General features: G+C 72.1%; 17 protein-coding genes. 6 read left to right on the top strand and 11 right to left on the bottom strand.

Annotated elements, in window-relative coordinates; genetic code table 11:
- Positions 1–239: 239 nt before the first annotated feature.
- Together V6V89_RS18590 and V6V89_RS18585 are read right to left on the bottom strand one after the other, a co-directional pair.
- Positions 240–890, bottom strand: coding sequence for a DsbA family oxidoreductase (locus tag V6V89_RS18590; protein ID WP_334620415.1), 651 nt, complete (start codon positions 888–890; stop codon positions 240–242).
- Positions 891–900: 10 nt separating this feature from the next.
- Complete coding sequence (locus tag V6V89_RS18585) at positions 901–1,035, bottom strand: hypothetical protein (RefSeq protein ID WP_334620414.1); 135 nt, start codon at positions 1,033–1,035, stop codon at positions 901–903.
- A gap of 75 nt (positions 1,036–1,110) precedes the next feature.
- On the opposite strand from V6V89_RS18585, the gene V6V89_RS18580 reads away from it, so the two are divergent.
- A complete protein-coding gene (locus V6V89_RS18580; RefSeq protein WP_334620413.1) occupies positions 1,111–1,479 on the top strand; it encodes a winged helix-turn-helix transcriptional regulator in 369 nt (122 codons plus the stop codon).
- Between the two features lie 216 nt (positions 1,480–1,695).
- Here the strand turns inward: V6V89_RS18580 and V6V89_RS18575 are convergent, their stop codons facing one another.
- The gene (locus V6V89_RS18575; protein ID WP_334620412.1) at positions 1,696–2,088 is read right to left on the bottom strand and encodes a rhodanese-like domain-containing protein; all 393 of its coding nucleotides are present in this window, start codon (positions 2,086–2,088) and stop codon (positions 1,696–1,698) included.
- Between the two features lie 71 nt (positions 2,089–2,159).
- Between V6V89_RS18575 and ftrA the strand changes: the two genes are divergently transcribed.
- Complete coding sequence (gene ftrA, locus V6V89_RS18570) at positions 2,160–3,131, top strand: transcriptional regulator FtrA (protein ID WP_334620411.1); 972 nt, start codon at positions 2,160–2,162, stop codon at positions 3,129–3,131.
- Here ftrA and V6V89_RS18565 read toward each other — a convergent pair.
- Together V6V89_RS18565 and V6V89_RS18560 are read right to left on the bottom strand one after the other, a co-directional pair.
- Positions 3,103–4,368, bottom strand: coding sequence for an SGNH/GDSL hydrolase family protein (locus tag V6V89_RS18565; RefSeq protein ID WP_334620410.1), 1,266 nt, complete (start codon positions 4,366–4,368; stop codon positions 3,103–3,105). The genes ftrA and V6V89_RS18565 overlap by 29 nt on opposite strands.
- A 456-nt stretch (positions 4,369–4,824) precedes the next feature.
- The gene (locus V6V89_RS18560) at positions 4,825–5,529 is read right to left on the bottom strand and encodes a hypothetical protein (RefSeq protein ID WP_334620409.1); all 705 of its coding nucleotides are present in this window, start codon (positions 5,527–5,529) and stop codon (positions 4,825–4,827) included.
- Between the two features lie 136 nt (positions 5,530–5,665).
- On the opposite strand from V6V89_RS18560, the gene V6V89_RS18555 reads away from it, so the two are divergent.
- The 3 genes from V6V89_RS18555 to V6V89_RS18545 all read left to right on the top strand — a co-directional run bounded on the left by V6V89_RS18555 (position 5,666) and on the right by V6V89_RS18545 (position 7,343).
- Positions 5,666–6,226, top strand: a complete 561-nt coding sequence (locus V6V89_RS18555) for a DUF7144 family membrane protein (RefSeq protein ID WP_334620408.1) — start codon at positions 5,666–5,668, stop codon at positions 6,224–6,226.
- 2 nt (positions 6,227–6,228) lie between these two features.
- Positions 6,229–6,843, top strand: a complete 615-nt coding sequence (locus V6V89_RS18550; RefSeq protein ID WP_334620407.1) for an HdeD family acid-resistance protein — start codon at positions 6,229–6,231, stop codon at positions 6,841–6,843.
- Positions 6,844–6,959: 116 nt separating this feature from the next.
- Positions 6,960–7,343, top strand: a complete 384-nt coding sequence (locus V6V89_RS18545) for a hypothetical protein (RefSeq protein ID WP_334620406.1) — start codon at positions 6,960–6,962, stop codon at positions 7,341–7,343.
- On the opposite strand, the gene V6V89_RS18540 is transcribed toward V6V89_RS18545, so the two are convergent.
- Positions 7,333–8,010, bottom strand: a complete 678-nt coding sequence (locus tag V6V89_RS18540; RefSeq protein ID WP_334620405.1) for a GTP cyclohydrolase II — start codon at positions 8,008–8,010, stop codon at positions 7,333–7,335. The two genes, V6V89_RS18545 and V6V89_RS18540, sit on opposite strands and share 11 nt — an antisense overlap.
- Positions 8,011–8,076: 66 nt before the next feature.
- Here V6V89_RS18540 and V6V89_RS18535 point away from each other — a divergent pair, with 66 nt between their 5' ends.
- The gene (locus V6V89_RS18535) at positions 8,077–8,763 is read left to right on the top strand and encodes a RibD family protein (RefSeq protein ID WP_334620404.1); all 687 of its coding nucleotides are present in this window, start codon (positions 8,077–8,079) and stop codon (positions 8,761–8,763) included.
- On the opposite strand, the gene V6V89_RS18530 is transcribed toward V6V89_RS18535, so the two are convergent.
- The 5 genes from V6V89_RS18530 to V6V89_RS18510 are packed head-to-tail and all read right to left on the bottom strand — an operon-like array spanning position 8,733 to position 13,183.
- Positions 8,733–9,872 (bottom strand): lysylphosphatidylglycerol synthase transmembrane domain-containing protein, encoded by a 1,140-nt coding sequence (locus V6V89_RS18530; RefSeq protein ID WP_442935167.1) that lies wholly within the window; start codon positions 9,870–9,872, stop codon positions 8,733–8,735. The two genes, V6V89_RS18535 and V6V89_RS18530, sit on opposite strands and share 31 nt — an antisense overlap.
- 32 nt (positions 9,873–9,904) lie before the next feature.
- On the bottom strand, positions 9,905–10,696 hold the full coding sequence (locus V6V89_RS18525) for a class I SAM-dependent methyltransferase (protein ID WP_334620403.1): 792 nt from the start codon (positions 10,694–10,696) through the stop codon (positions 9,905–9,907).
- Complete coding sequence (locus tag V6V89_RS18520; RefSeq protein ID WP_334620402.1) at positions 10,693–11,796, bottom strand: glycosyltransferase family 4 protein; 1,104 nt, start codon at positions 11,794–11,796, stop codon at positions 10,693–10,695. Before V6V89_RS18520 ends, V6V89_RS18525 begins: the two co-directional genes overlap by 4 nt.
- On the bottom strand, positions 11,793–12,191 hold the full coding sequence (locus V6V89_RS18515; protein ID WP_334620401.1) for a 6-pyruvoyl trahydropterin synthase family protein: 399 nt from the start codon (positions 12,189–12,191) through the stop codon (positions 11,793–11,795). The genes V6V89_RS18520 and V6V89_RS18515 overlap by 4 nt, the downstream gene beginning before the upstream one ends.
- A gap of 5 nt (positions 12,192–12,196) precedes the next feature.
- Complete coding sequence (locus V6V89_RS18510; protein ID WP_334620400.1) at positions 12,197–13,183, bottom strand: zinc-dependent alcohol dehydrogenase; 987 nt, start codon at positions 13,181–13,183, stop codon at positions 12,197–12,199.
- Positions 13,184–13,198: the final 15 nt, after the last annotated feature.

Below are 13,198 nucleotides of genomic sequence, written 5' to 3'. Positions count from 1 at the left end.
TCCCGCGCGCCGGCTCCCGCGCGCCGGCTCCCGCGCGCCGGCTCCCGCGCGCCGTGCGCCGGCTCCGCGCGCGCCCTCCGCGTCTACCTCCCGTCGATCAAGGGCAAATGCACGTGGTTCGATCTCAATTCCACGTGCATTTGCCCTTGATCGACGAGAATGGCCTTGATCGGCGGGCGGTCCGGCGGGGCGGTCCGGCGGAAACGGCCCGCCGCGCGCGGCGCGGCGGGCGCCGGCGGTCAGCGCGTGGGGGAGGCCGCGTGGTCGTGCGCGCGCTGGAGCGCGGTGAGGAACGTCTCGACGGGCTGCGCGCCGGAGATGCCGAACGCGCGGTCCAGTACGAAGAACGGCACGCCGGAGGCGCCCAGCGTCCGGGCGTCGCGGATGTCGGCATCGACCTCGCGGCTGTACTCGTCACTGGCCAGCACGCGGCGCGTCTCGGCCTCGGGCACGCCGACCTCGGCGGCCAGGCTGGCGAGCGTGTCCGCGTCGTTGAGCGTGGCACCCTCGACGAAGTGCGCGTGCAGGAAGCGCTCGTGCGTCTCCGGGCCGAGCCCGTGCGCCTTGGCCAGGTGCGTGACCCGGTGCGCGTCGTAGGTGTTGACCACGCGTGCGCGGTCGAAGTCGAAGGCCAGCCCTTCGCCGGCAGCGACCGCCGTGACCTGCTCGGTCATGCCCTTCGCCTGCCGCGGCGAACCACCGAACTTGTTAGCCAGGTACTCGTAGGTCGACGTGCGCTCGCCCTTGGGGTACGAGGGGTCGAGCTGGAAGCTGCGCCACACCACCTCGACGTCGCCGGCGTGCGGAAACTCGGCGAGCGCCTTCTCCAGCCGCCGCTTGCCGATGTAGCACCACGGGCACACGACGTCGGACCAGACTTCGATGAGCACTGAGATCTCCCTACCAGCAGTTTCCGTCCGCGCACACGGGCGCGTCCTCGGTGTCCAGGACGATCAGGCCGGTCGGCGCGGGCACCGGTGCCGGTTCTGCCTCGACCGGTGGATCGACCTTCTCTGGTGGCGCGGTGACGCTCATCGACTCCCCTTGGTTACTTCTTGTGCGTAACACCATCATGCGTCAGCATGGAGGCAACTGTAAGGAGGCACTTCCATGTCCGCTACGCACACCGGTGTACCCATCACCGACTGCCCGGTCCGCGAGGTGCTCGACCGGATCGGCGACAAGTGGAGTGTGCTCATCATCGTGCTGCTCGGGCGCCGCACCCACCGGTTCAGTGAGCTGCATCGCGGGATCGAGGGCATCAGCCAGCGCATGCTGACACTGACGCTGCGGGCACTGGTCCGCGACGGCCTCGTCAACCGCACGGTGTACGCGAGCGTGCCGCCACGCGTCGAGTACGAGCTGACCGACCTGGGCCGCACGCTGCTCGACATCCTGACGGCCCTGGAAGAGTGGGCGAACACACACCGCGACGACATCCGCGCCGCCCGCGACCGCCACGACCACGCCCCCGCCTGACCCCGCCCGTCGGCCGCGCTCCGCGCGGACCCGACGTGGTGGCGGCGCGGACCCGCGCCCTCGGCGGCGGCGGGCCGGTCCGGCGCCGCGATCAAGGAAGTTCGCATCGTTCAAGGGCGAACGCACGCGGAAAAGAGATCGAACCACGTGCGTTTGCCCTTGATCGACGGGGAGAGCGCGTCGCGCGCGGGGCGCGGGGGCGCGGGGCGACCGGGGTCAGGAGGTCTGTACCGGGAGGCCCTCGCGGGACCAGTATTCGAAGCCGCCGATCATCTCCTTGACCGGGTACCCGAGGCGGGCGAACTCCAGCGCTGCCCTCGTCGCGCCGTTGCAGCCCGGCCCCCAGCAGTAGGTGACCACGGTCGTGCCGGGCGGGATCTCCCGCTCCGCACGGGCTGCGATTTCGCGCGTGGGCAGGTGGAGCGCGCCGGGCAGGTGCCCCTGCTCCCAGGCTTCGGTGCCGCGGGAGTCGACGACCACGATGCCGGGCACCCCCGCCGTCAGGTCGGCGTGGACGTCGCTGACGTCGGTCTCGAACGACAGGCGGGCGGCGAAGTGGGCGACCGCCGCGGCGGTCGGGGCGGCGGGTACCGAAAGCACGCTGGACATGCACTGATCTTCCGATCGCACCGATGCCCGCGAACAGTGGCGTGAACGACCCTCATCGCTAAGATACCGCCATGCCCACCGTCTCCGTGCTCGCCTACGAGGGAATGTCCGTCTTCGAGACCGGTATCGTGACCGAGGTGTTCGGCCTGCCCCGGCCCGAGTTCGACGTGCCGTGGTACGACCTGGTGCTGTGCGCGGAGCGACCCGGCCCGGTGCGCGTGATCGGCGGTGCCAGCCTGCACACTCCGCACGGGCTCGACGACTTCGCGGCCGCCGACACCGTCATCGTGCCCGGGGTGCCGGACGTCAAGGACGACCCGTCGCCGGAGCTGGTCGACGCGCTGCGACGGGCGCACGAGCGGGGTGCCCGGGTGATGTCGATCTGCTCGGGTGCGTTCGCGCTGGCTGCCGCCGGGTTGCTCGACGGGCGCCGGGCGACCACGCACTGGCGGTACGCGGAGCGGCTGCGGCGGCGCTATCCGGCGGTCGACGTCGACCCGGACGTGCTGTACGTGGACGGTGGCGACGTGCTGACCAGCGCCGGCAGCGCGGCCGGCCTCGACCTGTGCCTGCACATCGTGCGGCGGGACTTCGGCGCGGCCATCGCCAACGCGGTCGCCCGCCGGCTCGTGATCCAGCCGCATCGCGACGGTGGGCAGGCGCAGTTCGTCGAGGCGCCGGTGGCCGCTGACCCCGACGACGACCGGGTGGCGGGCAGCGTGGCGTGGGCGCTGGCCAACCTGACCGCCACGATCACGGTCGAGACGCTGGCCCGGCGCGCGCACATGTCGCCGCGTACATACCTGCGGCACTTCGCCCGCGCCACCGGCACGTCACCGATCCGGTGGCTCACGGGCCAGCGGGTGCAGGCCAGCCTGGCGCTGCTGGAGACCTCCCAGGCACCCGTCGAGGAGATCGCCCGCGCGGTCGGGTTCGACACCCCGGTGACGTATCGGCACCACTTTGGACGGACAATGAGGACGTCACCCTCGGCGTATCGGCGAGCCTTCCAAACTAACGGCGAAGGAGCGCGTCGAGGTTGACCGCGTCGGCCATCGCCTGGCACCCGGCGTCGTTCGGGTGCAGGTGGTCGCCGCTGTCGTACTCGGGCGCCAGCGCCTCCGGGTTGCCGGGCGCGCCCAGCGCCTTGGCGAAGTCGAAGACACCGTCGAACTCTCCGCTCGTGCGGATCCACTCGTTGACCGCGCGCCAGGTCGCCAGCCGCTCCGGCGTCTCGATGAACGAGCCGCCGAACGGGGTGATCGTGGCGCCGTAGATGCGCAGGCCCTGCGCCTTCGTCTGCGCGATCACCTGCTGGTATCCGGCGATCATCTCGTCGGCACCCGCGCTGTATCCGATGTCGTTGACGCCCTCGAACAGGATCACGGACTTCACCCCGGTCTGGGCGAAGACGTCGCGCTCCAGGCGGGCCAGCGCCGGCACGCCCCAGTACGGCTCGCCCTCGCGCGGGGCGAGCAGGCGGTTGCCGCCGAGGCCGGCGTTGACGACAGAGAGGGTGGGGCCGCGGCGCGCGTTGAGGCGCCGCGCGAGGTCGTCCGGGTATCGCTTGTTGGCGTTGCCGCTGGTCGCGGACGTGTCGGTGATGGAGTCGCCGAGCGCGACGACCGTGCCGGTGACACGCGCCGAGGCGCGCACGTCGATGCCGTCGACCAGCATCCAGCACGGTATCGAGGAGTAGCCCTCGCCCGTCGGCGACAGCGCGCGGTCGCCCGCGGCGAGGAAGTTGCCCTGTGCGGTGAATGGGTGGTTGGTGACCGGGCCGGTGGCCTCGGGCACGTGGACGCTGACGAGCAGCGTGCTCAGCGCCGCCACCGACAGGTGAACCGGATCACTGAGGGCGCGCCCGCCGGCCGCGACGGTGACGCTCGACTTGCCACCGAAGGTCAGCTCGCGCACGGTTCCGGGTACAGCTGCCGCGTCAGCGCCCTGGACCGCGACGGACGCGCGACCCACGCGCAGCGCGGTGGCCCCGAAGGTGTTGGTCACGCGCACGCGGACCGCGCTGCCGCCGGCGGACATGAAGGCGACGTTGCGGACGGTCTGGTTGGTGAGGCCCTTGCCGGCCGGGCAATCGGGCATCCACGGGATCTCGCTGCCCGCGACCGGGCTCGGCGCCCAACTGGCGACCCAGTTGCCGCCACCTCCGGCGGCGGCTCCAGTGCCCACAATGGATGGAGCGGCGCGAACGGCGACAACCGTGGTGGCAACGGCGAGCGCGGCGAGGAGAGCCGCCCCGAATCGGCTGCTCGACTGGGTCACGGCCTCACCTCCAGTGCAAGGCGAGCCGGCACGACCGGCTCGCCACATCGACTGCGATAGATTACCTTAACCGGTCAACCTACGATGTCCCGAACCGCCAGCGTGCTGCCTCCGGGCAGCGACCGGTTCGACTTTCTGGCGCCGATGAACGCGACGCTGGCGCGCCGCCGCCCTGCCACTGCGATCCGACCGCGTAGCTGACCCTGCAGCCGACGGCCGCCTGGGCTGCGCCGGCGGTGACGATCACGCCAGCGGCGGCGAGAGTCGCGGCCGCGGCGGTGGAGGTCCACAGCGCCAACCGGCGCGTCTGTGGAGCATGTCTTCTCCCTGGGGGTGACGCGCGTGCGGCCCGCGTCCTCGACACCGCTGCCCACTCAGTGCCGGGGCGGGCCTGGGGTCGGTCACATCTCGCCCAGCTAGGCAAACGCTTTCCTTAGAGGAAAGCACAGATACTGATCAATGTAAAGCGAAGGCTTTCTCCGTCACGTCGTCGACCAGTTCCACGAAATCCGACCCGTACACGCCCGGCTCGAGGATGCGCAGCACCAGACAGAACCGCTGGTCCGCCCCGTACTGCCGGTACAGTTCGCGGTAGCGGGTGGCCAGGTACCGCGCCGCCGCGAGGTTGGTCGGCGCCGTCTGTCCACCCAGGACGAACACCGGCCGCCCGCCCGTCGGACCCCAGGCGCGGGCCAGGAAGACATACTCCTCACGGTCCCGCTCCCGCCGGTAGACGGTCTCTCCGATGGAGAACGCCACGGTGCGGGTCTCCGGGTCGAACGGCGTCACCTGGACGCCGCGCAGGATCGACCGCAAGTGCGCGGCGGTGCGCTCGTTCTTGCCCGGCCCGCCCACGCAGAACTCGGTGAGCCGGCCGATGCCCTCCGGCAGGTCTTCGGCCGAGACCAAGTCGGCCCGGCCGCCGCAGTCCCGTGCGATCGTCGCCAGCTCGACCAGCGCCGCCACGTCGCCCCGGTGGACGCTGAGGTGGTGCGAGGAAGAGGAGTGCCGCGACACCGCCAGCTGACACGCGGTGCCGTCGTCGATGCCGAAGAAGCCGCGTTTGCGGGCGAGCCGCAGGTGCCCACGCACCCGCTGCGCCAGCCAGACCGCGACACCGGCGACGACGCTCGCCAGCAGGTTCACGAACAGATCACGCACCGGCTCATCCTGCCGTACGCCGTCAGCGCCGCATCGAAACGATAAGGCGCCATATATCGTGGTTTACAGCGTGTAGCGGTGAAAGGTGTGCTTATGGTCGAGCTGTCAACACCACCCGCCCCGATGAGGAGGAGTGATGGGACGCAGGCGCAGTCCGGAACAGGCGTGGGCCACCGGCGGCATGGTCTTCGCCGCCACCATGTTGCTGATGGTGGGCGTGTGGCAGGTGTTCGTCGGTATCGCCGCCATCGCCAACGACGGGTTCCTGGTGGCCGTCCGCGGATACACGTACGACATCGACACCACCGCGTGGGGCTGGATACACGTAGCCCTCGGCGCGCTGGTAATCCTGACGGGATTCTTCCTGTTCACGGGCGCCGCCTGGGCGCGTGGCGTCGGCATCGCGCTGGCCGCCATCTCCGCCATCAACAACTTCATCTTCCTGCCCTACTACCCGCTGTGGGCGATCGTGGTGATCGCGCTGGACGTGTTCATCATCTGGTCGCTGGCCACAGTGGACACCGATCGGCTGGTCGCTGGGCGCGAGACAGCCGCCGCCGGTGGCTCCTACGAGACGTTGCGAAGCGGTGAGCGCTGGCCGACCAACCGTCCCGCGACCGGTCGGGTGGACGAGCCGTCCGGCGCACCCGTGGCCCCCGAAGGGGTCACCAACACCCCGCCGACCGGGCGGCAGTAGCCATGTCCGCGACGCTGCCGTACCAGTCGGGGTACGCCGTCTCCACGCCGCCCGAGCGGCAGGACGCGTGGATCGGCCGTGCGCTGTTCTGGCTCGCGCTGCTCGCCGGGGTGGCCAGCGTCGTAGTGGGCGTCCTCATGCTCGTGTGGCCGGACGCCACCCTCGGCGTGGCGGCTGTCCTTTTCGGACTGTGGCTGCTGGTGCACGGCGTGCTCCGGATCGCGGAAGCGGTGATGGCGACCTGGGCGAACCCGGGCGCGCGGGCCCTCGCCGGCATCGTCGGCGTGCTGTTCGTGGTGGCTGGCGTGCTGTGCCTGCGCGACCTGCTCGTGTCGCTGGCCGTCGTGGTCACGCTGATCGGCGTGACCTGGCTGGTCGCCGGCCTCATCGAGCTGGCCGGCGCCGTCACGGCCCCGGGCACCGCCGCCGAGCGGGCGATGGGCGCCGTGCTCCCAGGCGCCCTGTCGATCCTGGGCGGCATCGCGGTGCTGGTCTGGCCGCGCATCTCGCTGCTCACGATCGTGTACGTCACCGGGATCTGGTTGATCGTGATGGGACTGGTCCAGGTGTACCTGGTCGTGCGGGCCCGTCGGACGGTGCGTGAGCTGGTCACCTGAGCCTGGCCCCCGCGTTCGCCCCACGTTCTCAGCGAGTTGGCGTCCGCTTTTGAGCTGGCGTTGAGGTACCGCCTGTCTCCTCTTCGATGTCACCGTGACTTTGGAGAGGGGCGTCGATGCGGTTCAGGCTGGGCCGGCGGTCCGCGACGGCCGCGTTGCCGGTGGCGCCGCCGCCGGCGGCGGCGGATGCTGACGCGGGCCACGCACTGCGGGCGCCGAGCAAGCTGCACGCGTTCAACCGGTACGAGATCAAGTACCTGGCCGACCACTCCATGGTGGACGAGCTGCGGCCCTCGGCGTTCACCAAGGTGTACGACGCTGCGTACCGCGACCTCTACCGGAAGCTGTACGCCAGCGGCGCGGCCCTGGCGGCCATCGACCAGGTGAGCGCGGGGCTCAAGGCCGCCGGCACCGACGTCGGCACGGAGGCCGCCAGCCTGCGCACCCTGGTCGAGAACCGCACGAAGAGCCTCGCCACCGACAAGGTGATCACCGGGTAGCGGACAGGTCGATGGTGTGCGCCGAGCGGGTCGCCTTCGCGGCGAGGTAGCGCATGTTGGCTGCGGACACGTGCACGCCGGTGGGGACCCGCTCGACCACCGTCACGCCCAACTGGTCCAGCTGCTCCTCTTTGTCCGGGTTGTTGCTCAGCAGCGTCACCCGCTCGACACCTAGTGCACGGAGCATCTGGGCGGCGGCCGTGTAGTCCCGCTCGTCCTCACCGTGCCCCAGCGCGACGTTCGCCTCGTACGTGTCGAGCCCGCCGTCCTGCAGCGCGTACGCGTCCAGTTTCGCGTACAGGCCGATGCCCCGCCCCTCCTGCCGCAGGTACAGGACGAACCCGCCAGACTCGGTGATCCGCTCGACCGCCTCGCGTAGCTGCGGGCCGCAGTCGCACCGCTGGCTACCGAAAACGTCGCCGGTCAGGCACTCGCTGTGCGGCCGCACCAGGATCCCCGGCCCGTCGCTCGTCGCCCCCTCGAGCGCGCCGCGCCAGTCGCCGAGCCCGAGCGCCAGGTGTTCCCGCTCGTCCGCGAGCCCCTCGAACGTGAACACCCGCGCGGTGCTGGTGTACCCGTCCGGAAACCGCAGCGGTACGGTCACCTGGCGGCGAACCGCGGCCCCCGGAGCCCGCCTGGCCCCGGTGAGCTGGCGCGTTTGAAACATCGGCCCTCCCTTAACGTGAGCAAGATTGAGTACGAGTCCGGTCCGGCCTGACGGGAGGCGCGAGCGGTGGTCGAGCGACCGTACGTCCTGCTGAGTTGCGGTATGTCGATCGATGGCTACCTAGACAGTGCCACCGAGCAGCGGTTGCTGCTATCCAACGATGCCGATTTCGACCGGGTTGACGCGGTACGTGCCGCCTCGGACGCGATCATGGTCGGTGCCGGGACCATCCGGCAGGACAACCCGCGACTGCTGGTGCGCTCGGCGGCGCGCCGCGACGACCGGGTGGCGCGAGGGCTTCGCCCGAACCCCGTCAAGGTGACCATCACCGGCCGCGGCGACCTGGACCCGTCCGGGCGGTTCTTCGCCGGCGACGCCGACAAGCTCGTGTACTGCGCCAGCCCCGCGCTCGACGTGGCCCGCGAGCGGCTCGGCGCCCTGGCGACGGTGATCGACGGTGGCGACCCGGTCGACCTGCGGCGGATGCTCGCGGACCTGCACGGTCGCGGCGTCCACAGGCTCATGGTCGAGGGCGGCGAACGCATGCACACCCAGTTTCTCACCGCGGGCCTCGTCGACGAGCTGCACCTGGTGGTCGCGCCCTTCTTCGTCGGCGACTCCCGGGCGCCGCGCTTCGTCGGCGACGGCGTGTTCCCGTGGGGCCCGGACCGCCGCGCGACGCTCGCCGAGGTGCGGCAGATCGGCGACGTCGCCCTGCTCCGCTACGCAATGTCCGACCGCTTCCCAGCGTGAGCGAGTTCCCGCCCCGCTAGCGCTCGGCGATCAAGGGCGTTCGCATCGATCAAGGGCAAAAGCACGTGGTTTGGAGATCGAACCACGCGCGTTTGACCTTGATCGACGGGAAGCGGCGGCGCGGCGTCCGCGGCCGACAGCGCCGCGGGCACTACCACCTCGGCCGCCGCGACACGCGCGAAGCGGGGAGCCAGCCAGCGGTAAAGGAGGACGGCCGCACCCGGCAGGCTGGCCGCGAACGCCAGCACCCCGTACACGACCGCGATCGTCAGGCCCAGCGACGGGCTCAACCCAGCGGCGCCGAACGCCCACGCCGTGACCCCCTCGCGCGGACCCCAACCGCCCACGCTCAGCGGCAGCACCATCGCGAGCAGCGCCAGCACCATCAGCGGCGCCAGCATGGTCAGCGGCGCGGTCGAGCCGGCGGCGCGGGCAGCGACCAGGAACGTCGCCAGGTGCCCGGCCAGCACGACGGTCGACGCGAGCACGACCCCCGGCCCCGTGGTCGGGGATAACAAACCGCGCCGCACGTCGACCAGGCTGGTGCGCAGCCCGCGGGCCCACCGCGACGCGCCCCGCCACGGCCGGAACCACGCGAGCAGCCCCGCGACGGCGGCGACGACCGCGAGCGCGATCACGCCGGTGTGCACGTCGGGCAGCAGCCGGGTCAACGAGGGCAGGGGAGTCGGCAGCGCGAGCAGCAGCGTCAGCCCGGCGGCGACGAACACCACCATGCCGGCGGTACGCTCCAGCACCACCGCCCGGACGCCGCGACCCACATCACCGGCCTCCTGGCCGTGCCGGACCGCCCGGTGCACGTCACCGAGGATCCCGCCGGGCAGGGCCGCGTTGAGAAACAGCGCCCGGTAGTAGTCGGCGACAGCGGTGCGCAGCGGCAGATCGATGCCGAGACCACGGGCCACCAGCCGCCACCTCCACGCGCTGAACACCGTGGTCAGCAGCCCGATCCCGCAGGCGGCGAGCAGGGTGCCGCCGTCGATCACATGGAGCCCGGAGACGAACGCGCTGGTGCCCAGCCGCCATCCCAGCACCCCGAGGATGGCCAACCCGCCCAGCATTCGAACCCACGCCCACACCGTTCGCCCCATGACGCCTCATACGTGGAGCCGGTCGTCCGGGTTCATTCCGAGTCGGCCAACAGGTCGCTGTGGTGGACAACGACACCCAACTCGCCGGCCGCGACGGCGTCCAGCCGGCGCTCCAGGTACCCCTTGGCCGGCCCGGCCAGGGTGGGCTGCTGCTCGCAGGCCGCGCCGACCCACCCGCGCAGCCACTCGGCGGCGAGCGCACCCTGCTTCGAGCCGAGCCTCCACGGGCTGGGGCTGACCCGCACCGGCACGCCCAGCTTCCCGAACGCCCCGGCGGTAACCTCGACGGCGTCCGGGCCGAGCAGCCGCCGGCCGCCGGTGCTGCGCCGCTGGTGCGCGTTGAACGCGGCGGCCAAGTCGGCGTCGAGGTCCTCGACCGGGTCGAGGTCGACCCGTCCGGTTACCGACAGCGTCAGCAGCGCCGGGCAACCGGCCCCGACGCACGCGGCGGCGAGCCGGTCCACCTCGTCGGCGGTGAGCAGGTCGAGCAGCGCCGACGTGGTGATCAGGTCGGCACCGGCCAGGTCAGCGGCGGTCAAGGCCGTGACATCCGCCCGTACCGCCGAAGCGGTCACCGGCGCGGCCATGCTCGCGGCGGCGTGGTCGAGCAGCGCCTGGTCCTGGTCGTACAGCACCCAGTGCTGCGGACCGTCAAGCCGCGGCGCGAGCCACCGTCCCATCGAGCCGGTGCCGCAGCCGAGGTCGCGGATCACCGGCCGGTCGATACCGGCCAGCCACTCGCGTAGGGGGTCGAGCAGGTCGACCGCGCGGGCGTCGGCGTCGGCCGGCTCCCGCAGCGTCAACCACTCGGGGCTGAAGCTCATCCCATCCTCTCCAGTGCGCCGGCCACCGCATGCACGGTGGCGTCCCAGCTTGGCAGGGTGTCACGGCGGACCCGGGCGGCAGCCCGGAGCCGTTGGCGCAGGCCCGCGTCGGTCAGCCAAGATCGCAGCGCCGCCGCCAGAGCCGCCGGGTCGCCGGGCGGGACCAGCTTTCCCGGTACCCCAAGACCAGCTTGCCCCAGAGCTCTGCTATCTGGCGCTCGCTCCGCCGGTCCCAGGGCCTCCGCGACGCCGCCGACGGCGGTCGCGAGGACCGGCACGCCGCGCGCCAAGGCCTCCGTGACCACCATGCCGTACGTCTCCGCGTGCGACGGCAGGACCAGCAGGTCGGCGGCGGCGTAGGCGGCGTCGAGCGCGGCGCCTGCCAGCGGGCCCGCGAACCGCGCCCGCCCGTCCAGGTCGTGCGCCTCCACCAGCCGCCGGACCCGCGAGGTGAAGGCGGCGTCGCGGTCCAGCGCGCCCGCGAAGGTGCATGTCCACTCGGTATCGCTCAGCGTGGCCAGTGCCTCGACCAGCACGTCCTGGGCCTTGCGCGGGGTCAAGGCGGCGACGCACAGCAGCCGGCCGCCCGCCTCGGTAGCGTCCGCGAACGGCGCCGGGTCGACGCCGGGCGCGGCGACGTGCACGCGGTCCGGCGCCAGCCCGTGGTGCTCGACCAGCCGCGCCGCGGTCCAGGCGCTCGTCGCGATCACGGCCGTGGCGGCGCTCAGGGTCCGCCGTTCCAGGGCGTCCAGTCGCGCGGCGGCGTCCGCCGGCAGGCCGGTCTCGTCGGCGAGCGGCAGATGCACGAGTACCGCCAGCGGCACCCGCCGCGCCGCTGGCTCGACGACGTCCGGTGCTCCGCACGCCACCAGGCCGTCGATCAGCACCGGCGCACCGTCAGGTACCGCCGCGAGCGTGCTCGCGAGCCGCGCGCGTGCGGTCTTCGACGGTGCCGGCCAGTCGCCGTCGACGTGCAGTTCGGTCACCCGCCAGCCGGTCGCCGCCAGGCCCGCGCACACCCGCCGGTCGTACCGGTTGCCGCCGCTCGGCGCCGCGAGGTCGTCCACGCCGCCCGGCAGGATGGCGTAGACACCTCTCATAGCGTCAGCTCGTAGCTGGCCCAGGCGATGTGCGACTCGTGCAAGGTGACCGTGATGCCGGTCAGGCCCCGGGCGCCCTCGCCGAGCGAGCCCGCGCGCACCTTCCCGGCCAGCCGGTCGGCGATCACCTTGGCCAGCGCCTCGGTCGACGTGTTGACGCCGGCGAACGCGGGCTCGTCGTCCAGGTTCCGGTAGTTGAGGTCGGCCAGCACGCCCGCCAGCTCGGTCGAGGCCGCACCGATGTCGACCACGATGTTGTCGGCGTCCAGCTCGGGCCGGCGAAACGTGGCGTCCACGACGAACGTGGCGCCGTGCAGCCGTTGAGCGGGGCCGAAGACCTCGCCCCGGAAGCTGTGGGCGACCATCATGTGATCCCGGACCGTAACGCTGAACAAGAGATTTACCCTTCCGCGTCGGGGTACCTGACAAGGTGACACAGCGCCGGCAGCTCACCAGACGCCAGGCGGGGCAGCGCATCGGGCAGCTCCGCGAAGTCGCACGCGCCGGTCAGCAGCGCGTCGAACGCCGGGTCGGCGAGCAGTTCCAGCGCCAGGGCCAGCCGGTCGGCGTACGTGCGGCGACCCTGCTGGGCCGGCGACACCGTGCCAACCTGGCTGCCGCGCACCACGAGACGCCGGGAGTGGAAGTGCTCGCCCAACGGCAGGCTCACCCTGCGGTCGCCGTACCAGCTCAGCTCCAGGACGGTGCCCTCCGGCGCGAGCAGCTCCAGCGACCGGGCGAGGCCCGCCTCGGTGGCGCTGGCGTGCACGACGAGGTCGCAGTCGCCGGCCGCGTCGTCGGGATGGGTGAACGCCACGCCGAACGCCGCCGCCACCGCCGACCGGCTCCGGTCGGTGTCGACCAATTGCAGCCGCACGCCCGGCAGCCTGGCCAGTACGCCCGCCACCGAACAGCCCACCATGCCCGCGCCGATCACCGCGATCCGGTCGCCGACCAGCGGCGCGGCGTCCCAGGCGGCGTTCACGGCTGTCTCCACCGTACCCGCGAGCACTGCCCGCGCCGGCGGCACCGCGTTGGGCACCACGGTGACCGCCTCGGCGGGCACGACATAGTGGGTCTGGTGCGGGTACAGGCAGAAGACCGTGCGGCCGTGCAGGTGCGGTGGCCCCTGCTCGACCACGCCCACGTTGAGGTACCCATACTTGACCGGCCCGGGAAAGTCGCCCTCCTGGAACGGGGCGCGCATGGCGGTGTGCTGACTTCGCGGCACGCCACCGCGAAAGACGAGAGTCTCGGTGCCGCGGCTCACCCCCGAGTACAGGGTGCGCACCAGAACCTCGCCGGGGCCGGGTGCCGCCAGGGCGACCGGACGGATCTCGCCGTGGCCGGGGGAGCGGAGCCAGAACGCTCGGCCACGCAGCGTCATCGGCTTCCTTTCCCC

It is taken from the genome of Micromonospora sp. CPCC 206061 (genome assembly GCF_036906915.1).
Classification (GTDB): domain Bacteria; phylum Actinomycetota; class Actinomycetes; order Mycobacteriales; family Micromonosporaceae; genus Phytohabitans.
The sequence above is the reverse complement of the archived record's forward strand: the minus strand, read 5'-3'. Positions and strand labels throughout refer to the sequence as shown.